This is a genomic window from Labrenzia sp. 5N (assembly GCF_012395805.1).
GTDB lineage: Bacteria > Pseudomonadota > Alphaproteobacteria > Rhizobiales > Stappiaceae > Roseibium > Roseibium algicola.
On record NZ_JAAZTM010000020.1, the window covers coordinates 1293798 to 1317497 of the forward strand.

Annotated in this window: 21 protein-coding genes and 1 tRNA gene; 8 read left to right on the forward strand and 14 right to left on the reverse strand. The window is 58.6% G+C overall.

The window, feature by feature from the left end:
- The first annotated feature begins 135 nt into the window (after positions 1 to 135).
- The 3 genes from HEP89_RS26360 to HEP89_RS26370 all read left to right on the forward strand — a co-directional run bounded on the left by HEP89_RS26360 (position 136) and on the right by HEP89_RS26370 (position 2796).
- On the forward strand, positions 136 to 690 hold the full coding sequence (locus HEP89_RS26360; RefSeq protein WP_168693417.1) for a thioredoxin family protein: 555 nt from the start codon (positions 136 to 138) through the stop codon (positions 688 to 690).
- Positions 687 to 1349, forward strand: a complete 663-nt coding sequence (gene gph, locus HEP89_RS26365) for a phosphoglycolate phosphatase (protein ID WP_168693418.1) — start codon at positions 687 to 689, stop codon at positions 1347 to 1349. The genes HEP89_RS26360 and gph overlap by 4 nt, the downstream gene beginning before the upstream one ends.
- A 115-nt stretch (positions 1350 to 1464) precedes the next feature.
- Positions 1465 to 2796 (forward strand): tetratricopeptide repeat protein, encoded by a 1332-nt coding sequence (locus tag HEP89_RS26370; RefSeq protein ID WP_168687880.1) that lies wholly within the window; start codon positions 1465 to 1467, stop codon positions 2794 to 2796.
- Between the two features lie 44 nt (positions 2797 to 2840).
- Here HEP89_RS26370 and HEP89_RS26375 read toward each other — a convergent pair whose 3' ends face one another.
- The 8 genes from HEP89_RS26375 to HEP89_RS26410 form a co-directional block, all read right to left on the reverse strand.
- Positions 2841 to 5483, reverse strand: a complete 2643-nt coding sequence (locus HEP89_RS26375; protein WP_168693419.1) for a hypothetical protein — start codon at positions 5481 to 5483, stop codon at positions 2841 to 2843.
- Between the two features lie 2 nt (positions 5484 to 5485).
- Positions 5486 to 6313, reverse strand: coding sequence for a hypothetical protein (locus HEP89_RS26380; protein WP_168693420.1), 828 nt, complete (start codon positions 6311 to 6313; stop codon positions 5486 to 5488).
- Entirely contained in the window at positions 6310 to 8019 is a 1710-nt protein-coding gene (locus HEP89_RS26385; RefSeq protein ID WP_168693421.1) for a 4Fe-4S dicluster domain-containing protein, read from the reverse strand. The genes HEP89_RS26380 and HEP89_RS26385 overlap by 4 nt, the downstream gene beginning before the upstream one ends.
- A 12-nt stretch (positions 8020 to 8031) precedes the next feature.
- Complete coding sequence (locus HEP89_RS26390) at positions 8032 to 9051, reverse strand: cytochrome c family protein (RefSeq protein WP_168693422.1); 1020 nt, start codon at positions 9049 to 9051, stop codon at positions 8032 to 8034.
- Positions 9052 to 9103: 52 nt separating this feature from the next.
- Positions 9104 to 10378 carry a 2Fe-2S iron-sulfur cluster-binding protein gene (locus HEP89_RS26395; protein ID WP_168693423.1) on the reverse strand — a complete coding sequence of 425 codons (1275 nt, stop codon included), beginning with the start codon at positions 10376 to 10378 and terminating at the stop codon, positions 9104 to 9106.
- 43 nt (positions 10379 to 10421) lie between these two features.
- Positions 10422 to 11819, reverse strand: coding sequence for a hypothetical protein (locus tag HEP89_RS26400; protein ID WP_145903751.1), 1398 nt, complete (start codon positions 11817 to 11819; stop codon positions 10422 to 10424).
- A gap of 116 nt (positions 11820 to 11935) precedes the next feature.
- Positions 11936 to 14218, reverse strand: coding sequence for a multiheme c-type cytochrome (locus tag HEP89_RS26405; RefSeq protein ID WP_168693424.1), 2283 nt, complete (start codon positions 14216 to 14218; stop codon positions 11936 to 11938).
- Between the two features lie 420 nt (positions 14219 to 14638).
- Positions 14639 to 14728 (reverse strand) — tRNA-Ser (locus HEP89_RS26410).
- 337 nt (positions 14729 to 15065) lie between these two features.
- On the opposite strand from HEP89_RS26410, the gene HEP89_RS26415 reads away from it, so the two are divergent.
- Together HEP89_RS26415 and HEP89_RS26420 are read left to right on the forward strand one after the other, a co-directional pair.
- Positions 15066 to 15860 (forward strand): DUF1796 family putative cysteine peptidase, encoded by a 795-nt coding sequence (locus tag HEP89_RS26415; RefSeq protein ID WP_168693425.1) that lies wholly within the window; start codon positions 15066 to 15068, stop codon positions 15858 to 15860.
- Positions 15861 to 16022: 162 nt separating this feature from the next.
- Positions 16023 to 16802, forward strand: coding sequence for a DUF930 domain-containing protein (locus HEP89_RS26420; protein WP_168693426.1), 780 nt, complete (start codon positions 16023 to 16025; stop codon positions 16800 to 16802).
- A gap of 112 nt (positions 16803 to 16914) precedes the next feature.
- Here the strand turns inward: HEP89_RS26420 and HEP89_RS26425 are convergent, their stop codons facing one another.
- Positions 16915 to 17184, reverse strand: coding sequence for a hypothetical protein (locus HEP89_RS26425; protein ID WP_022997753.1), 270 nt, complete (start codon positions 17182 to 17184; stop codon positions 16915 to 16917).
- A gap of 538 nt (positions 17185 to 17722) precedes the next feature.
- Between HEP89_RS26425 and HEP89_RS26430 the strand changes: the two genes are divergently transcribed.
- From HEP89_RS26430 to HEP89_RS26440, 3 genes are all read left to right on the forward strand, one after another.
- On the forward strand, positions 17723 to 18145 hold the full coding sequence (locus HEP89_RS26430) for a DUF2147 domain-containing protein (protein WP_022997754.1): 423 nt from the start codon (positions 17723 to 17725) through the stop codon (positions 18143 to 18145).
- 115 nt (positions 18146 to 18260) lie between these two features.
- The gene (locus HEP89_RS26435) at positions 18261 to 18734 is read left to right on the forward strand and encodes a DUF2147 domain-containing protein (RefSeq protein ID WP_022997755.1); all 474 of its coding nucleotides are present in this window, start codon (positions 18261 to 18263) and stop codon (positions 18732 to 18734) included.
- Between the two features lie 31 nt (positions 18735 to 18765).
- Positions 18766 to 19164 (forward strand): DUF4440 domain-containing protein, encoded by a 399-nt coding sequence (locus HEP89_RS26440; protein WP_168693427.1) that lies wholly within the window; start codon positions 18766 to 18768, stop codon positions 19162 to 19164.
- 4 nt (positions 19165 to 19168) lie between these two features.
- Here the strand turns inward: HEP89_RS26440 and HEP89_RS26445 are convergent, their stop codons facing one another.
- From HEP89_RS26445 to HEP89_RS26465, 5 genes are all read right to left on the reverse strand, one after another.
- Entirely contained in the window at positions 19169 to 19645 is a 477-nt protein-coding gene (locus HEP89_RS26445) for a GNAT family N-acetyltransferase (RefSeq protein ID WP_168693428.1), read from the reverse strand.
- 35 nt (positions 19646 to 19680) lie between these two features.
- Entirely contained in the window at positions 19681 to 21225 is a 1545-nt protein-coding gene (locus HEP89_RS26450; protein WP_168693429.1) for a glycosyltransferase family 39 protein, read from the reverse strand.
- Positions 21226 to 21333: 108 nt separating this feature from the next.
- Positions 21334 to 22122, reverse strand: a complete 789-nt coding sequence (locus tag HEP89_RS26455) for a transporter substrate-binding domain-containing protein (protein ID WP_022997759.1) — start codon at positions 22120 to 22122, stop codon at positions 21334 to 21336.
- Between the two features lie 39 nt (positions 22123 to 22161).
- Positions 22162 to 22872: an amino acid ABC transporter permease gene (locus tag HEP89_RS26460; RefSeq protein WP_168693430.1), complete on the reverse strand. Its 711-nt coding sequence runs from the start codon at positions 22870 to 22872 to the stop codon at positions 22162 to 22164.
- Positions 22869 to 23549, reverse strand: a complete 681-nt coding sequence (locus HEP89_RS26465; protein WP_062489369.1) for an amino acid ABC transporter permease — start codon at positions 23547 to 23549, stop codon at positions 22869 to 22871. The genes HEP89_RS26460 and HEP89_RS26465 overlap by 4 nt, the downstream gene beginning before the upstream one ends.
- Positions 23550 to 23700: the final 151 nt, after the last annotated feature.

Genomic DNA, 23700 nt, shown 5'->3' on the forward strand with positions numbered 1-23700 from the left:
GCCATCTTGCCGGATGCTGGCGCTCCGGCCATTTGCTGTTGGCGAATTTCCTCCGTCCGGTCACTTCATTTCTTCCATGGGGTGACCTACTCTATCCTTTTGACAAAGCGCATCATTCCAAGGGGAGACGACACAATGGCCGCCATTCCGCCTGTTTGCGATTTTGGCTGGAAAGCACCCGATTTCGAATTGCCCGCGACCGACGGCAAGACCTACAAGCTGTCAGACATTGCCGGCCCCAAGGGCACGCTGATCATGTTCATCTGCAACCATTGTCCCTATGTGGTTGCCGTCCGTGACAGGATCCTGCGCGATGCCCGTGACCTGCAGGCGATTGGCATCGGCGTTGCTGCAATCAGTGCCAATGACGTCGAGAGCTATCCCGAAGACAGTTTTGAGAAAATGACAGAACTTGCACAGCGGGAAAACTTCCCTTTCCCTTACCTCTTTGACGAAAACCAGTCTGTCGCCCGCTCCTATGATGCGGTCTGCACACCGGATTTCTTCGGCTTCAATTCAGCGCTGGAACTTCAGTACCGTGGGCGACTTGATGCCTCCCGCAGGGAGACGGGACCAGCAGACCTTCGGCGTGATCTGTTCGAAGCGATGCGACAGGTTGCAGAAACGGGCAAGGGACCGGAAGACCAGATCCCGTCCATGGGATGCTCCATCAAATGGAAGGCTGCATGAATCCGATTCTGATTTTCGACCTCGATGGCACGCTGATCGACAGCGCCCAGGATCTTCATGCAGCGGCATGCCGCCTTCTGGAAGGCGAAGGTCTGTCGGCGCTGCCGCTTGAAACCATCCGCTCCTTCATCGGCAACGGTATTCCGACGCTGGTTGACCGTATCATCGATGCCACCGGCCTGCAGACGAGAGACCGCACACGTCTCATTTCGAGCTTCCTGGAGGATTACCAGGCACATGCGACCGATCTGACGGCCCCCTACCCTGACGTCGAAGCCACGCTCAACCACTTGCTGCAGTCTGGACACGCGTTGGCGATCTGCACCAACAAACCGCAGCGGCCCGCTGAGAAGATTATCGAGGACCTGGGTTTGTCCCGTTACTTCCAGGGCCTGGTTGGCGGGGACAGCCTGACGGAGCGCAAACCGGACCCGGCCGGGCTGCATTACCTGCAATCGTCCCTCGGCGGCGGTCCGGTCGTTTATGTCGGCGACAGCGAGGTCGATGCCGAAACGGCTGTCAATGCGGGCATGCCCTTTGCACTGTTCACCGAAGGCTACCGCAAACGTCCCATTTCCGAGATTCCACATGCTGTGTCCTTTTCGAGCTTCAAGGACCTTCCGGCACTTGCGCAGAACCTGTTGTCAGCCCCTGCCTGACACAGGCTTTCGACAAGTTTGCAGCCTTCAGTGCAGACATTGAGCTGGCGTGCCGGGGAAGCTATGATTGCCGCCGCACATGACGTGCGCCTTTCACCCGATTGACGGACCTGCGTTGACCAAGGCACTTCGACAGTTTCTCCTCCTTGCGATTGCCGGCACGGCGTGCCTTTCCGGTTTCGGGTCTTCCTACGCAGCGGAGCCTGCGGAAACGGTCATCATGGCACCTGTTCTTGCCGCCCGGGCGGCAGCCGAGACAGTACGCAAGGAACATGGACCGTTTTACACGGTCCGGGACGAGGCTGCCTTCCTGCAGCAGATGTGCAGCACCATCGAGGCGGCGGCAAATAAACAGGGCCTGCCACCGGGTTTCTTCGCCAAGTTGATCTGGAAGGAAAGCCGTTTCGACCCCAACGCCATCAGCCCGGCCGGTGCGGAAGGCATTGCCCAGTTCATGCCTTACACGGCCGCTAACTGGGGCCTTGAAAACTCATTCGAGCCAGTGGAAGCCATTGAAGCTTCTTCCCGCTTGCTGGGATATCTTTTTAAAGGTTACGGCAACCTTGGGCTGGCGGCCGCGGCCTATAATGCGGGGGAAGACCGTGTCGACAACTGGCGCCGTGGGCGCGGGCGCCTTCCTGATGAAACACGCAATTACGTTTATTCAATCACCGGGCACAAGGCATCGGACTGGAAACAGGGCAAAGGGCCGGACGTGGACTTTACCCTGGACCAGACGCAGGATTTTCAGACGGCTTGTCAGGACTTCCGCCTGATCGAGGCGCCATTGCAACGCCGACTTGCCAATACCTACTACAACCGGGGACTGGCACTGGCGAAGTCGAAAGATTATTCAGCCGCGCTGCTTCGCTACACTGTTGCCATCCGGCTTCGCCCCGAGTTTCCGGAAGCCTACAACAACAGAGGGCTGGTCTACCGCATGATGGGTGATTATGGCGCAGCCATAGCCAATTATGATGTCGCTCTGAAGATGCGGCCCGGATATGCCGCAGCCTACAACAACCGTGGATACGCCAAGCGCAAGCTTGACCAATACCGGGAAGCGATAGCCGACTACGACAAAGCCCTGGCGATCAATACCAATTACGCCGCTGCGCGTTTCAACCGTGGTTTCGCCCAGGCTCAACTTGAAAATTATACCGCGGCGATTGCCGATTACGACGTGGTCCTGAAGCTTGTCGCCAACCACCCCCTTGCCCTTTACAATCGCGGCAAAGCTCATCTTGCCGCCGGTCATCTGAACAAGGCGGAAGACGACTTCAACTCTGCGATCGCCCACAGCGACGGATTTGCCAAGGCCTATTACAGCCGTGCGAACCTGAGGCTGCGACTGGGCCAACGTGACCAGGCCAAAGAAGACTACCTGAAGTCCGTCTCACTCGACGCCGGCCTGGGGCGCGGCAAATACGCCATCGCTTTCGACTGACACCTGCGACTTGACGATTGCCTGCGGAGCACTCTTGCGAACTGCTATTCCTTAGGCACCTCGGTTCTGACCAGCGGCAGGCTGAACCCACCCGTGTGATACTGGTGGCAAAGCGTGCATTCTTCTCCAGCCGCACGTTCCGTGTGGCAGGTCGCGCAAGTGGCCTTGTCGATAGGGGTGAAGTTCGGTGCGTGGATGGCAGGGTCACCTTGCTCGTAGCTCTTCAGATAGGTGTCCGCCCCCGTGGTGAGCGCGTGGCACGTCACGCATCCTTCCGTTCCGACTGCGCTGATGTGCGGGTCGTGAGAAAAGCGCGTGAAACGTGTCGTCACCTGTGCGGGATCGAAGGGGTGCCAGCGCACGGCCTTTTCAACGCCAGCCGTGTCGACGCTGTGGCACTTGGTACAGCGTCCCACCGCGCCCGGGTCACTGAGCGAGGCAAATACGGGATCCCGCAGGGCCTTTTCCTGATCCGTTACCGCATGGCTCGAATAATCGAGCCATGTTTTCAGGAAGGGGTCTTCATGTCCCGTCGGACGATACCGGATCGTATGGTCCTGCCGGTACCAGCCGCCGTAAAGAGCCCAGTTTTCCGGATCAAACGGCTGCTCCCGGGTTTGCGCAGAGGGGGCGTCAGTTGCAGTCGATGTGTCGACAGGTTCGGCCGCGTCGCTCAACAGGCCCGTTCCGCCTTCGTCTGCCGCAAGGATGTCCTCACCGGCAAGAATATCGTCACCGGCAAGTATTTCCTCTCCGCCCGCAGGCTGGCCGAGAAGAGCGTCCCCATCGGAACTGCTCGAAGCGTCGTCCTCCGCCAGGATGTCCAAGCCGTCCGACTCGTCGGCGCCTGCGTCATCCGCTATGGCAAGACCGTCTTCAACCAACGAGCCTTCGTCTGCAAGAATGTCATCGTCGGTATCTGTCTTGCCTGCCAATGCGTCATCGGCTCCTGCAGGCGCCAGCAACAGGTCCTCGGAAGCCAGCTCTGCGCCATCATCCGTTCCGCCGCCAAGGATGAGGCTATCGGTACCATGGCCTTCGCTGGCGGCTTCGTCTGTCCCGGCAAGAATATCGCTGTCGTCCACCCCGGAAAGGGTGTCCGGCGCGGCCTCTTCGGCTTGTACTGCTTCGTTCTCTTCAACCTCCTGCCGGGCTTCCTCGAACGCGCGGGTTGGCGTTCCGTCGGCGCGGCGGGCAAGGTCCTGGGCGAGATCCGGCAACCATTCCCGGTTGGCGGCGGCGATCACGTCGTGTGGCATCACACCGACCATCAGCGCCATTTGCCTGTGGTCCGTCATGGTTTCGCTGTCCGCTGCCCCGGCGCCCATGGCGGCAGGAAGGCCATCACGCTCGATATTCGCGAGCAACTGCTTCACCGCCCAGGCCAGCGTTTGGACCCTTGCCAGAGCGTCCTCATCAGCCTCTCGCAGATCCAGAAGATCCAGGTCCGACACTTCTCCCACGATATCCCGGCCGTCCAGCACCAGCGCCAGAAGCGCTCGCATGAAGGGAGTAATTCCTGCCTCGGACCCTTCCGGCCAGGACCCGACGTCGATCCCCCGTTCCGCAAGCGTTTCGACATCCAGGCCCGGAACAGAGAGGAAATTCGTGCCCTTCGGTCCGCTCACGATGGTCTGACCGAGAATGTCGCCACTGTGACAGGTCGCGCACATGCCTTCGAAATCTCGAACTGCCATGTAGCGGCCGTCGTTCCCCGCCTCATGGCAGGTCTCGCACATGGCCGGAACCTTGCCGGCACCATCGGGCTTCTCGGCGGTATCCGGGAAGTGCTTTCCGAAATGCGACTTGTGGTCAAAGATGATGCTGGTGCGCTGGTAAAAGGGATAGCCTGCGAATTGCGGATGACTGTCCTCGAAACGCCCGAACTTCTCGACATGGCAGGTCTGGCACCTGTCATTGGAAACTTCGGTCAGGTTGCCCAGGCTTCCCTGGTGCTCCTGGTGACAGGTGGCACAATAGATGTTCTGCGACCCGGCATCCGCGCTACCTTGCGTCTTCCCTGCCATCGGCAATGAGAACTTGATCCGGTTTGTCCAGCTCTGATCACGCCCGGTGCCGACTTCCGCCGTGCGGGCAAGTGTCATCTGCCGGAGCTGTTCAACCGGCGTTGTATGTGCCGTGAAAGGCTGCGAACCAACGTCGTGACAGGTGGTGCAAAGCGCTGCTGTCTGTTTCGGTCCTGCAGCTGTCGCGGCAAGGCCATGAAGCCAGCCAAGGCCTTGCGGACGTGCGTCGGCGTGGCACGACTGGCAATCTGTCAGGTTGGCGTGCTGGGCTGCAAGCCGGCCCGGCATCAGATAGTTCTTTGCCACCCCGCCGGAAAGAATGATCGCCACGAGCCCGGCAGTCAGCGCAGTGAGCCAGACTGCTGCCCGCCGCCTGCGCTTGCGCAGGCTCGGCTTCGGAACGCAGGGTTCCTGGTTCAGACAGCAACTTCCGTCCGGCAGCGGACCATCTTCGCAAGGTCCGCCTTCCTGGCTCGAGCGCCGGCAAATCCAGCGGTCACCGTCCTGTACAGGCTGGCAGGCAGGCCCCGCCCTGCAGTTTCCTTTCCGGTCCGGTCCCAGACGACACGGACACCCGTCGGCAAGATGTCCGCAGACCCAGTCGTCCTGCGGCCGTTCATAGCGGCGTTCCTGAACACCAATTCTGCGTAACAGGCTCATGGTCAGGCAATTCCGCTCGAAAAGGCATAGGCAACAACGACATGCGCCAGGATTGCCAGGATCAGGGCATAAGTTGGCGGTACATGCACAAACAGCCAGAGTTTCAGCAATCCGCCGTTGGCATACTGGAAATCAAGGTCGTTCTTGGCGCGCACCAGCTGGCGCATCCGTTCCAGACGCTCCTTGCCCTTGCCGTCCAGATACCGCTCGATCGATTGCAACTCGCCCATGATCCGCGAAATCGGCAGGTTCGACTGGCGCAGATGCGCGAATACATACCGCGGCCGCGCAAAGAACCGGCCGAGCTCCCGCTGGTAGACATTGGCAAGGCTGACGGAACTGCCGTCTTCCAACGAGGCTAGCGCCAGAGTTTCCGCCTCGTCCGCGATTTGCGCGCGCAACACGGGAATGCGCTCGAACAGGACCCGGTCACCTCTGCCTTCCAGGCGCACGGGAACGATCCGGGCCAGAAAACCGCCGACACAGCCGCTTGCCGAAACCAGCACGAACAGGATCCACAAGAGCCATTCCAGCGGCGCATTCGGAAACCGCAGATGCGTATGCACCAGAAAGACGCCGATGGTCAGGAACCCGAGGTAATAATGCACCTGCAACCAGTGGCGCACGCGCCCGAGCGGCAACGTGCTCAACTGCTTGCGAAACGTCAGCAGCAGCATGCCGGCCATGACCGCCACCAGAACCCAACCGTTGAGGAACTGGCTGTCGCGCAACGAGATCCGGTAAGCCTGGTTTACGGTCATGAAAACCGCGAGCAAAACAGCGGCCGCACCAAGCTTCAACAGGATGTTGCGATTGAGGAGCCAGCTCATTTCAGCCACTCCAGCAGTCTTTCGGTGTCGCGCATGTTGACGCGCGCAAGCGCGTCATGCGGACAGGACTGGACACAGGCTGGGCCCGTCAGCTGATCGGCGCACAGATCGCATTTGGTCGCCCGGCTGATGGGCTGCCCTTCGCGATCCGTCACGAACTGCCCGTTCTCGTCACGGATCTCGACCATCCGGATATTGCTGTACGGACAGGAATTGGCGCAGGTCGCACAGCCGATGCAGGTGTTGTCGTCAATGACGACAGTCCCGCTGTCCTCGGCCCTGTGAATGGCGCCAGTTGGGCAGCCGATCAGGCAAACCGGATCGGTGCAATGCATGCAGGCGCTCGCGATCATCGCGTTCTCGAACCGGCTCCCCTGCCGAACGAAGCGGGGGTTGTTGTCATGGGCGGTCGCGCAGGCGCGCACGCAATCGTCACAGCCGACACAGCGCTCCAGGTTGATCAGCATGGCTTCCTCACCGTTGATGAAACGGTGATCGACGAGGAAGTCCATCATGCCCTGGCGTAGTTCCCCGCGCGTGCCGTCACGATCATCCGGCCTGCCCTGCCGCAGGAAGGAAGGATCGAGCCCCGGCAATACATGTTTCTGGACCAGATGCGTCGGAATGCGGATGACGTCGACATAGCCGATGGCGCGCAGGCTCGTATCCAGAACCGGAGAAACCTTGTCCCGCGCAAACGCCGCAATCGCATCCAGTCCGAAAACGTCGTTTTTCGACAGATGGCCAATGGTCCTGTCGCCGTGATCGATCCGTTCGCTGACCCGGGCAAAGCCACTGTTGATCAGCAACAAACCGTCGACGTGACTGCCCTGTTCACAAATCACCGGCTCGTGCTGGATGATGTGCTGCGCACCGTCTTCCTTGGAAATTTCAGTCTTGAATCGGTGGGTCCAGTTGAAATTGCCATAGGTTTCGAACAGGGCCTCTTCTGCGATTTCCGCCAGCGCTGTGCTATCGACATGGGCAAAGACCGGGCATTCCTGCAAACGGGTCAGCAAACCGCGTTCATGGTAAAGCTGGTCGATCTGCTTGCGGAAGCCATCCGACCAGTCTCGAATTTCGCGCAGCCCCTGCCAGCGCAGCTCGAACAGGACAGTGTCGTCCTCAAGGGCATAGATGGTCGCGCGCCTTGGGCTTCGGGTCAGGGCGGCCAGCTCGCCGAACATCTGCGGGGCTTCCAGCAGGAAAGTCTCATGCTTCGCGATCAGCTCGTCCGCGTCGACACGCAAGGCAGCTTCCACCGCATTTGCTCGTGTGCCTTCACTGATTGAAGCGGCCGCGGACGAAGGTCTGCGAGACCGCCGCCGCGCAGGGCGGTACTCTGGCGGACGCTTGCGCGCGAACAGTTGCGCAAGCGACCTGCGCCAGGATTTCTGTTGCTTGCGGCCCGAGCCGGCAGTCGGCGCAGACGCAGTCAGGCCGAACACGGATCCGGACAGAATGATGAACAGCGAACTTCCATAGTCACCCTTGCGCAGGACAGTTTCGCCCTTTTGAAAGGTCCTGATCCGGCCATCATTCGCAATGACGCTTGCAACCGGCAGCCACGAGGGAAAGTCGGCCGGATTGACGTCGGCAAACGCCGGCAGGGCCAGGACACGGTCCACCGTCTCCCGGTCCAGCGGTTCCTTGCCGAATGGCTCGTCCCAGCGCCGGTTTCGCTCGTCGCGAAGCTCCTGATCCAACAGTCCGGCTCCCTACTGCGTCACGGGTCCCTTGAACTTGTCGGCTCCCGGAATGTACTTGTCGACCGCGGCGAACGTCGTCCCGTCGTAGGTGTCGGCAAACTTGAGGCCGAGCACGGAGATCTTTGCCGCGGCATCGGTCAGCTCATCCTGGTTGTTCAGCTTGAGCTTGGCACCGCTTGCGATTTCCTGGATCTCACCCAGTTCGGGCGCTTCGGGCAACAGCTTGGCAAGACTTGCTATGACCTTCGTGGCATTGCTTGCCCGCTTGGCCATCTTCACGGCGTAGTCCTTCTTCTCGGTCGCCTTGCTGACACCGATCAGTGCCGTTTCCAGCTCGACGATACGCCCGACGAGGAACAGCATCCGCTTGCGTTCGATGGACGCTTCCGGGTTGGACTTGCCCTTGTTGTACCAGGTGTTGTGACGCACCTCGCCCTGGCTCCAGCTAACCAGTTCAAACGCACTGCCGGGCGTGTGACCGCCGACATTCACCAATTCCTCGTTCGGCACCAGGTGACAGCTGAAACAGTTTTTCGCCAGTGCGTAGGTCATCTTGGGGCGGATCATGCCGGCTGCCTCGGCCTTTTCCCAGCGTGCGGCAATTTCCGCCTCGGTTTCCTGACCTTCCTTCTTGCCGCTGAAATCCGAATGCACCTTGTACCATTCCTTGGCAGGACCATGGCAGGACTCGCAGGAATTGCCGGCAATCGCCTTTTCCTTGCCGTCCACCGTCTGCATGGTGAAGTGACAGTTGGTGCAGAGGCTTTCCGCCTTAAGTCGCTTCACGCCCATGTTGGCGGCGATCTTTTCGGCATCCTCGCTCTTGGGCAGATCCCTGAAGGTGCTGAAGTGATGCGTGTTCTGCCAGATCGAGGTTTCCTTCTTGTGGCATTCCGCACATTCGTTCGGTCCGACAATCATGCTCGGGTCGGCCTGAGCCGGGGCAATTCCGGCCAGCACGAGATATCCGACAGCGCACACGGCGAGGCAGGACGCCGCCTGGCGCAAGCCCTTCAGTAATCCAGCCATATCCAATCCCTCAATCCTTTGATCCAAAAATGATGGGCACCCTCTCGCGTCGTCAGGCGTCCAGAATGACATTGCCTCCCGGGCAAGCGATACACATGAGCACGGACCCTTGCGCCGGGCTGCTGGCGGGCCGCGTGACATAGGTCACGTCGCCTTCCTTGAGCGCTGTTGCGCAGGTTCCGCAGTTGCCCGCCCGGCAGCCGGAAGCGACCCGGATGCCGTTGCGTTCGGCCAGATCCAGCAGCGTTCCGTCCTGCTCGTGCCAGGAAACCTTCTTGCCGGAGCGCGAAAATTCCACCTGCACGCTTTCAGCCGCGTCCCGTGAACTTGCCGGCGACTTGACGGTTTTGACGGACGCAGGCCCGAATGCCTCGAAGTGGATATCGCTGTCCGGTACGCCCCAATCGCGCAGCTGCTCCGTCAACGAAGACATCATCTGCGGAGGGCCGCAAACATAGAACTCGTAGTTGGAAGATGTCAGATACCGCTTCAGGACATCAACTGTCAGGAAGCCCGGGCAATCGTAATCCCGTCCCTCAACGCAAGCATCGGTCGGTGCGCTGTAGAGCACGCGATAATGGACGTTGTTCCGCCGCTCGGCGATCTCCCGGATTTCGTCGCACAACACAATGTCATCGCCGCTACGCGCCGCGTGGAAGAAATGCACTTCGCGGTGGCTACCGGCATCGTCAAGCGCTTTCAGCATGGACAGCACTGGCGTCAGGCCGACACCACCACCAATCAGGACTACCGGCCGTTCCGATTGCAGGTCCAATACGAAACCGCCCCTGGGCGCTTGCACATCGACGACATCGCCTTCCTTGAGGTTGGCATGGAAATAGGTCGAGGATAGCCCGCCGGGTACGGTTTCACCGGCATCCGGCGGCGGTGGCAGTTTCTTGATCGTGACCCGGTACCGGTCCAGACGGGAGGGACTGTCGGACAGGGAATAGCACCGGATAACAGGTGCAGGCTGATCTGAAATCGGCAGTTCGAACGTCAGGAACTGGCCCGGCAGAAACGGTGGAAGCTCGCCTCCGTCATGCGGCTGAAGATAGAACGAGCAGATATCGCCGCATTTGTTTTCGACACGCTTTTCGACAATCCGGAACTTGCGTTTGCCGGCCCAGGTCGTTCCGGACTTGAGCCTGTCGACTTCCGCATTGCGCAGGGCAGCCTGTGCCAGATCGTTGAAATGCTGCAGGTGCCTGGCGTCCAGACGTCTTTCGCGAAAGACGGCCGCCACAGATGAATAAACCCCGAGGCAGAGCTGAAACAGGGCGAGCGCAACAATCGTACCACCGCCGATTTGCAGTGCCAGGATCATAGGCAGGCCGCCTTTCCGACCAGAAATGAGCCGATGTTTCTCATCAGAACCTCGTTCTCAGTTCCATTCGCAGTCCCGTTCCCGCCTTCCGGTCCTGTCCGGCGGAAACAAACCCGTCGACCTGAATGCTGCTCCTGTTGTTGAGGGCATGCAAGAGTTGGCCGCCGAATGCGACCACACCGGCGTCGCTGCCGTCGGTATCCTTGCGACCACCGAGTTCCATAACAAGCTGTGTCTTGTCCTCGTTGAAGAACATCTGGTGGCCGATAGATCCACCGAAGACGCTGTCTGCCCGGTTGGAAAGTGCAGACCCGCCCAGACCAACAGCCGGAGCGGCAAACAGGATGCCAACCTGACCCAGAGGACCACCCGTGAGGCTGTCGCGGGCAGCGGAGGTGTAGTTGCCGATAGCCCAGAAGGCATTGGCATAGACGACGTTTTCGGACGCCGTCACGGTGCGCGAAACTTCCGAAAACATCAGCACGCCGTTGTCGACGGCCGGGCCTCGCTTTTCGATCGCAGTCGAGGTGTTGATCCGGAACGCCGTATTGTAAAGCCCGAACCGCTGTACGGCGGACGCCCCGAAATAGAAGCCGTCTCCCCCCTCGTCCTCATCGCTGATGACATAGGCAAGATCCAGATTGGCCGTGCTCTTGCGGAAATCGGCCTCGGTGAACAAGCCGAGAAGGAAGGCACTATCGTCGAGTTCATTGTCGCCGCGGCGGATATTGTTCCAGCCGAAAACACCGGTTGCCCTCAGATCCGGCGTCAGGCCGGGAATGACGATCGTGTCGCGCGTGATGCCGAGCGCGTCGACACTGTCGTTGATCATCATGCCTTCCTGAAAGAACAGGGGCTGACGGCCGATGGAAAATCCGAAATCGAAATTGCGGTTGTCGTCCGGATCGAGGTTCGGGAAAATCTCGCCGAACTCCCCCTCGAAGAACAGTGTCGTCACATAGGGATTGAGCCCGTTGACATATTCAACGCCGCCTTCATCCGTATAGAGAATGCCCGTGTTCCGGCGTTTTTCCGTCAAGGGCGAAAACCCGATGAGGATCCGCTCGGTAGGTGTCAGTTTCAGATTTGCAAAGATGTCGATACGGCTCGCCCAGAACTGGCGCGGATCTTCAACGCCGTTGGCATAGTGGCCAATTGCGGTGCGCGCGTCGCCGAACACCCAAAGCGCCGGTTGCCAGATTGCCCCTGTCGGCAATTCGATACCGGGCGCAAGATTTCCGCTGGCGAGGAATTTCTCGCCGCGCTGGAAGATCGGTGGCGTCGGTTCGGGCTCCTCATCTTCCGCTATGATCGGAACTGCATCGGTGCTCAATTCGCTTGAATGGTGGTCACCGGCAATCAGGGGGGCAGGCCCGCTGTTTTCTTCCTGATGCTTGCGGACTTCCGCTTCCGTGACCATGGGAATGGGGTCGTCGCTCAAGGCACTGCCCGCTGCCCATACCTGCCCGCCGGCCTGCAGAAGAAGCGCAGCCGAAGCCACCGTCGTGATTGCCCACGCTCTGAACCGCCGTCCCCGAGTTCTGCTTGCCTGATACCTCATTTGAGCACGACACTCGCCTTGCGTGTCCACAGCACGGAGCTGCCCTGCACCACCTTGCGCGCGATACCGGCCGGGCTCATGCCGTAGTCGAAGCCCGCTCCCTGAATGGCCGCGATCAGGTTGACCGGCACCATCTGCGAAATCAGCTTCACCGAGATGAAATAGCGTTCACCCGGCTTCAGGTTTTCGGCGGGAACGGCATAGGTCGCGGTGCGGCTCGCTCCCGGTTCCAGGTTCTGCTTGTGCTTTCTGGCCCCGCGCGGTCGTCCGTAGATGGTGGTTGCCCGGCGTTCCGGCCGAACGAGCGGCAGAACGTCTGTTGAAGTGTTCACCGCCAGCACCTGTTCGCGTTCACCGCCACGCAGCAGCCGGACCACGAACTTGGATTGCAGGCTGAACAGGTCCTTGTCGAGCTTCAGCTCGCCATTGTGAACGTAAAGCGAGTGGGCATCGCGAACGTCGCCATTGGGGTCCCGGTCACCGGACACATAAACTGTGTTGCCGTTGCTGTCCTTGACCGTCACCTGAAGGAATATCAGCCGTTCGGCGTCAAACCCGGTCGGCACACCGTGTCCGTCCGTGCCGCTGCTGACATCGACGGAGAACTTGAGAGCCCGGCTGGTGTTGTCGACAATGGTGATGTCGCTCAGCTTGAAGCCGTTGCGCAGCACCTGAAGCCGTGCCTGACGCGCCTTTTCCAGCCGCTCGAACTGGGTATCCAGGATCTCGCGGCCATCATAACGATCATCGATGGACGACCAGGCTTCGGGAAACTTGTAGCCGTCCTTGACGTTGTCCTCGAACTTGTCCGTTCCCCAACCGGCGCCGACATTGAACTGCAGCCATTCAGCCAGCGTCTTGAACTCCGCCGCCTCGACGTTGTGCGGGAAAATGCCCGGATGAATGATCGAGTAATCAGGGCCTGCAAACATGTGGTTGGTCAGTTTGCGGTTACGGGTCGGGACATCACCAACGATTGCGGCGGGGCCGTAGTCATAGCCGGAGGCAACGCCCTGAACCTTGCCCATATGGCAGTCTTGGCAGGTCTCGCCCCGCTTGGCGGCCGGTGAGCGCTTGTATTCGGCAAAAGCCTCTTCCAGCTTGAAGCCGTTGAACAGCGTCACATCATGACAGGTGCCGCAAAAGCCTGGCTTGGTGAGCGCGAAGAAAGGCTTCGCCTCGGTATGGATGCTGCGTCCCGGATCATCCTTGCTTTGGGAAACCCGGTATTCCTCGGGCGTGTTCAGAACGCGCTTCAGCTCCTCGCCGCCCTTCGGGCCATAGACCGGCGAGAATACATCCCCCTCTTCCAGCGCGAACCGGCCACTGATCTTGCCGTAGTTCCGGCTGACGCGGTGGCAGGCAACGCAGGTGATGCCTTCCCGTGAGGTCGGATTGCGCTTCAGGTTTGAGACATAGAGCGACTCGCCAATGTTCATGCCGACCGGGTTGTGACAGCGAATGCAGAAGTCGCCATTGGTCGCGCTGGTCTTCATGTTGATGGTGGTCTGCATCGCCATGTAGATCGGGCTCAGCTGCGCATAGGCATGCTGAGACACGGACCATTGCTCATACTGACCAGGGTGGCAGGTCGCACAGGTGTTTGCAGAAGGATATTTGCTTTCCAGGAAGAGCTTTTCATGCTCCGCATTGGCTGTTCGCCGGATCGTTTCTTCTTTTTTCTTGCCTTCAACGGTTTCGGTCAGCCCGGTTCCGCCGCCGCTCAGCAGGTCGTCATCATCGCCAACTGTCAGAAGGTCATCATCGGAGAGAAGATCGTCGTCTCCGGCCAGAAGGTCGTCGCCGGAAACATCGGCCCCGTCGCCCGCAAGCAGGTCATCACCTTCAAGCAAATCATCCCCGGCAAGCAAGTCATCGCCAGCCAGAAGATCATCTCCATCAGCCTTGGGATCATCACCTGCCAGCAGATCGTCACCATCGGAAACAGAGGCGGCACCGGGTTCCTCTGCGGTCAGCAGATCATCGCTTCCGTCATCGGAAGGCAGCAGGTCGTCGCTGCTGTCCGTCAGAATCGCCTCATCCGAAACCGCGTCTTCGGCAGGCGTCAGCAAGTCATCATTCTGTTCGGCTTGCGCCAGGATCAGGCGATCGCCGGCGCTCCTGCCGTTTTCGAGTTGGGATACGAAATCGACCAGCGCCCGTACATCGCCAGATTGGATAAGCTGCTGGTGATACTGCCGAAATTCGTCTGAAAAAGCGGCTGCGCGATCAACACTGCCGGCGCCGGAAAGGATGAGTATTCCGAAAAGAGGCTTCAAAAACGGTCGAAAAAATTCCGATAAACGCGACATTCCAGATCCACACAAAACATGTTCTCAGGCCATCGCTTACACCGATCCCCCAACTCAAATTCACACTACGGAAACCTCAGGACAACATCAAAAGAAAACTGTTCACAAATTAGCCGCATTTTCGCATTGGTAAACTCGCGGCTAACCGCAGGAACAGACAGAGCAACGCACTTTCGCGTCGCTAACCGGTGGCTTCAAATTTCGGGCAATGGCGTGAATCAATTGCGTTGCCGGCAGCATTCGCCCGGAAGGTCACAAAGTTGCTGCAGCTGTGTTTCCGCTCGCAACAACACACTCTCGCAAAACAATGTTTGCGTCACACCAGCACACAGACTGGATTACCTGCAGCGCAGCGAAATAGGACTATGAAGGTGGGAAGAAGGAAAGTGGCGGAGAGGAAGGGATTCGAACCCTCGAGACGGTTGCCCGTCTACTCCCTTAGCAGGGGAGCGCCTTCGACCACTCGGCCACCTCTCCGGTAACGCCCGTGTACGAATAAAAGCCTCACAGTTCAAGGCGTTTTTTACGCCTTGTCACTTTTTCCACCGCGCTTGGCCTCGCAACTTCTGGAAGGTGAAGACAGGCATCGAGCGCTGAAATCCGGCATCGTCTTCACAAATCGCGGAACCAGACGCTTCGTTCGTTTGAAAATGAACCGCCTCTTTCCACCCGTCGCAAGTCGGGTTGGCAATTCGCTCGCCAGGTTTCGCTTTTTTCTTCCCTACCCGGCCACCGTCACATCTTAGAGTTGACTTTTGGCGCGCCACCGGCAAAACGACCCTCTTTCATCAATGAATTTGGCTTTGGGTGATACTTGAAAAACGTTTTTGTTTCGCTGGGTGGCGGATGTGACGCTGCGACAAACCTCAAGAAGCTGGGCCTGAGGCATGAGCAATACCCCTTCGACTGGCTCTGGAACCTTGATGCGGGCCTGGACTACGTCTCGAAAATCATCGCGACAGACTTCAAGGGCCTAACCAGCAAGCACGACTATACTTACGCCTCGCATCAAATAAATCCGGTTGAGAAGTTCCTCATTTTCAAGAACTACCCGAAAATCGCGCATCTGCACTCCAATCCACACGACAACAGTGACGTATTGGCGGACTACAAGGTTCGGATTGACAGATTCAGGAAACTCATCAAAGACACCGGTAAAAAAACGACCTTCATTTACTATCGCAACGCGGCAGTGGCGGAAGAAAATTCGATAAACGACTTTCATGCAGAAGTTTCGCATCTGAAAAGCGAAACAACTCTTTTTGAGGAGATGATGGCGCGTCTGCATCCAGACAAAACGTTTTCTCTGGTCAGTCTCCTTGCAATACCCGCGACCTGTTTTGACAATCACGCCCTCAGGGAAAATTTGCGGCGCACCTGCTCGTGCAACCGGTCTGCAAGAACGACGTTCGAAATTGTCCCGATGCGTGACGATCGCTACCCGGAGCAGTTCAATGCATGGACAGACGAGTGGACTGCGGCTCTCAGACGAACCAAAGCTGTTTCGCCACTGGACATAATGCGCGGAAAGATGTCGAAACGGAAAATTCGCACCCGCAAGAAACTGACCAGGCTTCTGCCTCGGGCTTCTGCCAGGCTGTTGGGTTAGGGAACGTTTTTCCAGAGGTAGTTCATCGCGCTACCAGAAAGTCTCAAACCCTTCTCGCATGATGATTGACTGGCCTGCCGCCGTCCGCGGGAACAGATCCAGTTCCCGTCTTCCCCTTCATAATTCAGCCGCAGTCCTCTGGTGCGATGGACATTCTTCAACTTGGCCGGGTATCGGAGAAATGCCATAGCCGAGCTCGCCCCTCCGACGCATCTGACACGGTTTGTCGCGGAAAGGTTTCCGTGGATCTGTGCGCTCTGGCTGCACCTTGCGCTCTATGCGTTATTGAGCGATGCCGCCCTTTGGCGGACGATCCTGCCAGAGCCGCCCGAGCCCGTCTCTGTCGAGATCATTCCCGAATACCTGCCGCCAAGTCTGCCGGAAACCGCGCTGGAAGAAATCAACGAGAGCCAGTCGCAAACTGCGGCAGTCTCCCCGCAACCCACTGCTGATCCGTTGTCAGGTTCGAACGCGTCTTCGGAACTGGCGCCTTCTTCGGATGCCACCTCGCCCGCACCCACGGACCCATCTTCTTCGAGGACCAGGCCCGAGCAGGAATGGGTTACTGCAAATGCCTATTTTGCCAATGATGTCCTGAACGACCCACGTTCCGCACAGGCACGCGAGTTTCTGCCAACCTTGACCAGTGAAGACGGACGCGAACAGATTTGCGCGCTGGAGGCAATGGAGCAGGTTCGCCATGCGCGGCCGGGATTCAAGCCGACACGGCTTGCGCCACATGCTTTCCGCAATTCATTTCAGAAGGAAGATATGATTGTTGTGCCCGCCGGAGCCCTCAGAAGCAACCGGGTCTGGTACGAGATCGCCTATCGATGCCGGCTGGACGCCAGCGGCAAGATCGTCAGCGGGTTCGAATATGCCCTTGGTGCACCAATCGACCGCTCGATCTGGGATGAGTACGGTCTGGCGCCGATCCATTGACTGGAGCGGTCCCGGCAAGGGGCCGGAAACTGGACGCGGCAGAAAACTGTGCTGCCGCGTCAGGTTGTGGATACCGGTTCAGGTGCCGTTCGGCCGGCAGCCTTCATCCGGTTCAATGCATCGAAAGCCATTCACGAGCCGACCGCTGAGCTTCGGCGATTTCGGAAGTGGACATTTCACCGGAAATTTCCTTGCGGTAGCGTGCTGCGTCCTTGTTGCCTTTGAGAGCGGCAATGTTGAACCACTTGTGCGCTGTGATGAGATCGGTCATGCCGTGACGGCCGCAAGCGCTATCCAGACCCATCTGGAACAGGATGTCCGCGGTAACCGGCTTTTCGCCCATGATGGCCATATCGGCCGAGTGCATTTCAAAACGAGCCATAACGCTCCCCTTTCGTCTGTCTGACTTCTGCGGAACAGCTCCGATCCTTCTGGATCCACCGTTCCGGTTCCCTACTGCCAACCGGTCACTTTGCAGAACACAATGGCTTGGCAAGGACCGATCTAAGAAACACAAGCTTTCGTGAAGCTTTCCCCGTTGTTTCTTGAGGTCTACTTCATCAGCAGCAGTTAAAAGGGGCGTTAAAAGACAGGTTTAACGTAATGCGAACAAAATTTTAAATAAGTCTGAAATTCATATTGCGGTAAGTATATGGTTGCGATTTTCCCTTTTTAATCAGTCACATTCTCCGAAAATTTGACAAGGCCCATCAACCTTCTGTTCACCATGGATTCGTTTCCACAATTCTTTGTCCGACTTTATTTCGTTCCCTTCCCTTCAGAAAACCAGACTTTGCCTCCCTTCGGCGTTCAGGAGGATTTTCGGACGACCTGACGTTGGGTGACGGCTTTTCAGCACGTTTCCCGGGCTATACATTCCCTTTCCGTAAACGGAAGGCATTCCGCTTTGGGAGGAACTTATGCTGAAAACCATTCTGTCGTCCGCACTTCTTGCGGGCGCCATCATCACCACATCCGCAACAATGTCTTTCGCAGGCGATGCCAAGGGAGACTGGGTCCGCCCGAACGGGGCATCCAAGATCCGGATAAGCTCCTGCGGCAGCTCCTTGTGCGGCAAGCTGATATGGCTGCGGGAGCCGCGAAACGACACCAGGAACCCGGACGCAGCCAAGCGGGACCGCCCGCTGCTGGGAGTACAGATCGTTCAGGCCATGAAACCCACCGACAAGGAAAACCAGTGGAAGGGCAAGGTCTATAACGCCGAGGACGGCAAGACCTATACCGGCTTCATCGAGCTGACGTCCGCCAACGCGTTGAAACTGGAGGGCTGCGTGATGGGCGGCCTCATCTGCAAGGGCGAAACCTGGAAACGGGAACAATAAACGGCTGAACAAAGTCCGAAATCGCCAGATCCTGTCGATTTGGCCTTTCCTCCGTCGCAATTGCCGGTCAGAGATTGTGGCGCAGTCGTCACCAGCATTGCGACGGGGGATAATCGTGGTTCCTGTTTCTTTCTTTGTTTCTGCGTTTCCGACTTCCAGACTGTTATCGAAAGCCGGTCTGTTCGCTCTCCTGCTTGCAGGCACAGGGGGCCAAGCCATTGCAGCCCCGGACATCAACGGCAAATGGCTGACACCGGCAGGTGCCGTCATCCAGATTCAAAAATGCGGCAAGGTGCCCTGCGGCAAGATTGTCCGGTTTCCGGCCCCCAAAGGCTATTCCATGGAAAACACGCCGGATCTCAAAAACAAGGACGAAAGCAAGCGCAAACGGAAGGTGCTCGGCCTGACCGTGCTCTGGCGCATGGCACCACAGAAAGATGGCTGGAAAGGCCGGGTCTATGATCCGCGTCGCGGCTTCAGCGCGGATGCCACCTTGCGCCCGAAGAACGCCTCCGCCCTGGAAGTACAGGGCTGCGTCCGCGTCGTTTTCAATGTCTGCGAAAAGGAAACCTGGCGACGGGTCGACTGACATCGCTGGTTCACCAACTCAGCCCGGATCCATGTCTGACACGAGCCTCACGCCCGACGATATCGAAACGCCCACCAGACTGGAGGAAAGCCTGTGGCGAGCGGAAACGCGGTACGATCCGGTCCTGATGGACCGGATTTTTTCGGATGACTTTTTTGAGTTCGGCCGATCCGGCCGTATCTATCCGCGTGAAGACCTGATCCTGCCCGCGCGTGCCGCACGGCCTATCGACGTACGCCTGCCCCTGCCCGGCCTCAAGTTCACCGTGATCGACACGAATTCGGTTCTCGTGACCTACGTCAGTGAAGTCAGGCGTGAGCTTGGTAACGTTGAAACAGCAAACCGCAGTTCGATCTGGAGCAGACGAGACGGAGCCTGGCTGTTACGGTTCCATCAAGGCACAGCGCGCCAGGCACCGACTGATCAATGATGGCTCAGACGAACATCTTCTTGTAGCCGTGATGGCTCTGGTCGTAGCCAAGCCGCTTGTAAAAGTGATGTGAGCCTTCGCGTTCCTTGTTCGACGTCAGCTGCACCATGCAGGCGTTGCCTTGCCGTGCCAGGTCTTCAGCCCTTGCCATCATCAGCCGCCCGACACCGGTGCCGCGCTGGTCTGCGCGCACGTGAACGCTTTCCAGTTCAACCCTCGGCCGCCCCTGGAAGGCGAGCCCCTTCATGAAATGGATCTGGAAGGTGCCGACCACTTCTCCGCTTTCGGCAAGCGCGACGTAGATATCGCACTCGGGTGCGGTGACAAGTGCGTCAAATGCCGGGCGGTAGTCCTGCCAGTCGGCAAATTCCCTGTCCTTGCGGACACTGGTCGCCCCCGCATTGATGATGGCGACGATCTCGCGAAGGTGCTCCGGGCGGGCTTTTTCGATGGAAACGGTCGAGGCAATTGTGTCCGGCATCTTCGGTTCGCGCCTTTGGTCAGGAAAGATTACGGTCAGCGGCAGATTGGGCTCTCGGGCGGGAGCTTCGCTACGCCCCACCAGCTTGTCCGCCAGCCGGGCGGCTTCCACAAATGCGGCCAAGCGCCGGTGAGATACGTTGCCTCAAGCGCCTCGCCGGCATCCCAGAAGGCGACCTGACTGAAGCGCTCCATTGCAGACGTGTCCGGCTCCTTGTCCCCCTCTTCCCAGATGAAAAAGCAGCTTTGTCGCGGTGGCGTTCTGGCCGGAATGGCCTTGGTCACCAGCCTGGCATCGGGAAACAAGACCCTCAGATTGCCGCCGGTATAGCCATCATCGGCAATCAGTGTGGCGTCGGCTGCTCCCAGGTCAGCCAGCGGTGCCTTCAAGTCCGCGTAAGGCTTCATGTGCCGGCACTTGCCACCGCACCATGTCTTGTCCGGCGCGACCAACCCTGGTACCCGGGCGAGAAAGGCAACCGCGACAACCGCCAGAACAACGGCCGTCAGCCAGCGCCATTGCTTTTCAAATCCGAAGCGTTCCAGGTCGGCGAACAGCCACACCGGCAGCAGCAGAAGCAGCGGGTGCATGTGCCGTTCCTTGACGTAGGTCGCACCGGTGATCGCAATCATCAGCGCCGTCAGCAGGATCATCAGGAGAACCGTGCGCCCGCACAGGCGCGCTGCGTCACTCACGGCAGGTGTTTCGGGCTTTTTGCGGCCAAGATAGCGCGGCCAGAACAGCAGGAGCAGCAGCGGGACCAGCGGAACCGAGAAACCGACAAGTCCGAAGCCAAGTTTCCCCAGCCCCTCGCCTGCGCGCATCAGATGCGATGTTTCAGCACTGACACCCATGGTGTCGGAAACCGATGCCAGCAGCTTCAGCCCTTCGCTGAAGATCCAATAGGCATAGGGGCTGTAGATCAGTGCCGCCGCGAAAGGCACCAGCAACAGGCCCGAAAGGCGCAGCCGGGTGCGCCATGCCGGGTCGCTGGCCGCCGCCAGGATCAGGGCAAGTACAAATATCGGGTAGGAATGCTTGCCCAGCAGTCCGGCACCGGCCGCCATGCCAAACAGCACGTAGTAGCCGAGCCGCTGTGTCTCCAGCGCTTTCAGGAAGAAGAAGCCGCTCATGGCGCAGGCTGCAGTCAACACCACCGTGTGGGTGACGCCTTCGTGAAGGTTCCAGCCGAACTGGTAGAAGAGCGAATAGGAAAAGACACACAGGGCTGCAAGGCGCGTGTCGTGAATGGCCTTGCGTGCGATCAGAAACAGAAACAGCGCGGCAACCGAGATCAGGGTGTATTTGACGAAAAGCGCTGCCCAGATTGTAGGACCGAACAATTGCTGCGCAGACCAGAGCAGCCACTCGTAAAGCGGCGGCTGACGCAGCATGTAACCGGGCTCCAGTGTCTGCACCAGAACGTTCTCGAACATATCGTCCGTACCAAGGACGGGCGTGTTCAACGCCCTCAGCAGGATATGCGCGAGCCCCCAAAGGGCGACGACGCCCCAGACCCCGAGGGGCGTGGCATAAAACGGAGCCGGCCCTGTACCGGCGGTCGAACTACGAAACATCATGGCAGGGGGATACTAGATTTTCGGAAGACTGTAACCTCGCATTTTCCCTTGCGAAAACAAAAACGCGCGGCTCGACGCCGCGCGCTTCAAGCGTTCAGCCGGCAGGTCTTAAAGTGCAGGCAAAGGCGGCAGCGGCGTCTTCAGCCACTTCTCTGACAGCTCGCCCAGCTTGCCGTTCAGCTTCTTGTGCAGAACGAAAACGTTGACCCATTGCAGAAGGTCGATGTTGCCCGTCTTCACACCGATGAAAGACGGCGAATTGGCGATGATGAACTTGTTTTCCAGATTGAAGTCCGGGTTGTCATTGGAAATGCCCAAAGCCACCATGTTGCCGGTCACGATAACGTCGGCCTGGCCGGAAACATAAGCCGCAATGGTGGCGGCGTTGTCGCCAAACCTGATGATCTCCGCATCTTCCGGTGCATCCGCCGTGATTGCCAGATCTTCAAGCGTGCCGCTGGTCACTGCTATTTTCTTGCCGGAAAAATCCGCGATGGTGGACACGGCCACGTCAGGCTTGGCAAAGGCTCCGGAAAAGAACGGAGCATAGGCGTGAGAGAACCAGATCGACTTTGCGCGTTCCGGATTGGCGCCGAGTGTTGCAATCACGAGATCGGCCTTGTCGGTTTCCAGAAACGGAATGCGCTGCTTGGACGTGACGGGCACCAGCTCCAGCTCCACGCCAAGGTCTTCCGCGATCATCTTTGCGACGTCGATATCGTAGCCTTCGTATTCGCCTTCACTGCCCAGCGAGCCAAAAGGCGGAAAATTCTCCGGTGTAGCAATCTTGATCTTGCCGGCTTCCAGAATGTCCTTCAGCTCTGCAGATGCAGGACTAGCAATCATCAATGCGGCAGACACTGCCAAACCTGTCAGCCCCAAAATTTTTTTCAACATTACGCTACCCTCCTTCGGTTGTTCTTGAAGCGCGATTTGTCAGGCGGCGGCGGCAGCCCCGCCCTTGGACGATGTGGACCCGAGTCGCTTTTCAAGGCGCCGCGACCACACAGACAACGGAAAACAAAGAGAAAAATAGATCATCGCCATCAGCGGATAGATGACGAAGGGTTGGGTGCCCGGCACGGGCGCATTCGCCCAGCGCTTGCCGACCGTCATCAGGTCATGAAAGCCGATGATATAGGCAAGCGACGTGCCCTTGATGATCTGCACCATGAAGCCGACCGTGGGCGCAATGGCCAGGCGAAACGCCTGTGGCAGAATGATCAGGAACATGATCTGGGCGAAGGTCATGCCCAGCGCCTTGCCGCCTTCATGCTGGCCTGCCGGTATGGCCGTCAGTGCCCCGCGCCAGACTTCGGCCAGGTAGGCGCTTGTATAAAGCGTCAGGGCAATGCCGGCCGCTCGCCACGGGTCAATCTGGATTTCGAAAAGATGCGGAATACCCAGCCCGAGTAGAAACAGCAGCATCAGCAAGGGCACTGACTGGAACAGCCAAGTGTAGACGGTAAAGATCTTCCGCAATATCTTGACGGGTGAGACACGCGAAGCGGTTACGCATGCGCCGATCAAGCCCCCACCGATGAAAGCGATCAGAGACAGATAGATCGTGTATTGGGTGGCTTCCAGAAGCTGGAACAGGACGATGCCGAATGGTTTGCCAAGGATGGCGACGAAGGCGTCTTTCATCGAACCACCTTCCATTTGAACAACCGGTCATGCAGCAGCGCCAGAAGGGTTTTGAAACCCAGTGACATCAACAGGTAGATCACCGTCAGGGTGAAGAAGATCTCGAACGAGCGAAAATTCCGGCTGTCGATGAAGAGACCTGCCCATGTCAGGTCCGTCACGCCGATTTCCGAAATGATGCCGGTTGTCAGGAACAGGAAGATGAACTGGCTGTTGAGCGAAGGATACATGGCGGCAACCGCCTGCGGCAGGCACACTTTCACGAAGCTGAGCCAGCGCGGCAGACCGAGTGCATCGGCGGCTTCCGTTTGCCCCGCGCCGAGGGACGCCAGGCCCGCGCGCAGGATCTCCGCAAAATAGGCGGAAAAATTGATGGAGAGCGCCAGCAGCGCATGGGCCCAGAAGGGCCATTGGTACCCAAGAAGCAGCGGCAAACCGAAGGCCACGAAAAACATCTGCACGATCAATGGCGTGTTGCGGATGAATTCGACATAGGCTGCCGCCAGTTGGGCGAGAACCGGCACCCTGTAGTGGCGAACTGCCGCCAGCAGCACGGCGAGGAGAAACCCCAGGATGCCGCCGCCGATTGTCAGCGCAGCGCTGATCAATGCACCCTTGGCGAGCAGCCATAAATATTCCGGATTCCGGTAGATCTCGAAAAATCTAAGGTTGGACATTGATACCAACCAGAGAAACAAGGCCGTGCTTCATCAAAAACTTCCAATGGTTCAAACCAGAGTTGGAAGAGCAAGGCTTGTGCCAAAGGAAAGAATTGCAGGCGTTCGCCATGAACCTGCAGCTGAACTTAAGTGATGCGCGAACAACGGA

Bases quoted from the DNA above. Each gene is read 5' to 3' on its own strand.
- HEP89_RS26360 (WP_168693417.1), top strand. From the start codon at position 136: ATGGCCGCCATTCCGCCTGTTTGCGATTTTGGCTGGAAAGCACCCGAT.
- gph (WP_168693418.1), top strand. From the start codon at position 687: ATGAATCCGATTCTGATTTTCGACCTCGATGGCACGCTGATCGACAGC.
- HEP89_RS26375 (WP_168693419.1), bottom strand. From the start codon at position 5,483: ATGAGCCTGTTACGCAGAATTGGTGTTCAGGAACGCCGCTATGAACGG.
- HEP89_RS26380 (WP_168693420.1), bottom strand. From the start codon at position 6,313: ATGAGCTGGCTCCTCAATCGCAACATCCTGTTGAAGCTTGGTGCGGCC.
- HEP89_RS26390 (WP_168693422.1), bottom strand. From the start codon at position 9,051: ATGGCTGGATTACTGAAGGGCTTGCGCCAGGCGGCGTCCTGCCTCGCC.
- HEP89_RS26395 (WP_168693423.1), bottom strand. From the start codon at position 10,378: ATGATCCTGGCACTGCAAATCGGCGGTGGTACGATTGTTGCGCTCGCC.
- HEP89_RS26425 (WP_022997753.1), bottom strand. From the start codon at position 17,184: ATGGCTCGTTTTGAAATGCACTCGGCCGATATGGCCATCATGGGCGAA.
- HEP89_RS26430 (WP_022997754.1), top strand. From the start codon at position 17,723: ATGCTGAAAACCATTCTGTCGTCCGCACTTCTTGCGGGCGCCATCATC.
- HEP89_RS26440 (WP_168693427.1), top strand. From the start codon at position 18,766: ATGTCTGACACGAGCCTCACGCCCGACGATATCGAAACGCCCACCAGA.
- HEP89_RS26445 (WP_168693428.1), bottom strand. From the start codon at position 19,645: ATGCCGGACACAATTGCCTCGACCGTTTCCATCGAAAAAGCCCGCCCG.
- HEP89_RS26450 (WP_168693429.1), bottom strand. From the start codon at position 21,225: ATGATGTTTCGTAGTTCGACCGCCGGTACAGGGCCGGCTCCGTTTTAT.
- HEP89_RS26455 (WP_022997759.1), bottom strand. From the start codon at position 22,122: ATGTTGAAAAAAATTTTGGGGCTGACAGGTTTGGCAGTGTCTGCCGCA.
- HEP89_RS26460 (WP_168693430.1), bottom strand. From the start codon at position 22,872: ATGAAAGACGCCTTCGTCGCCATCCTTGGCAAACCATTCGGCATCGTC.
- HEP89_RS26465 (WP_062489369.1), bottom strand. From the start codon at position 23,549: ATGTCCAACCTTAGATTTTTCGAGATCTACCGGAATCCGGAATATTTA.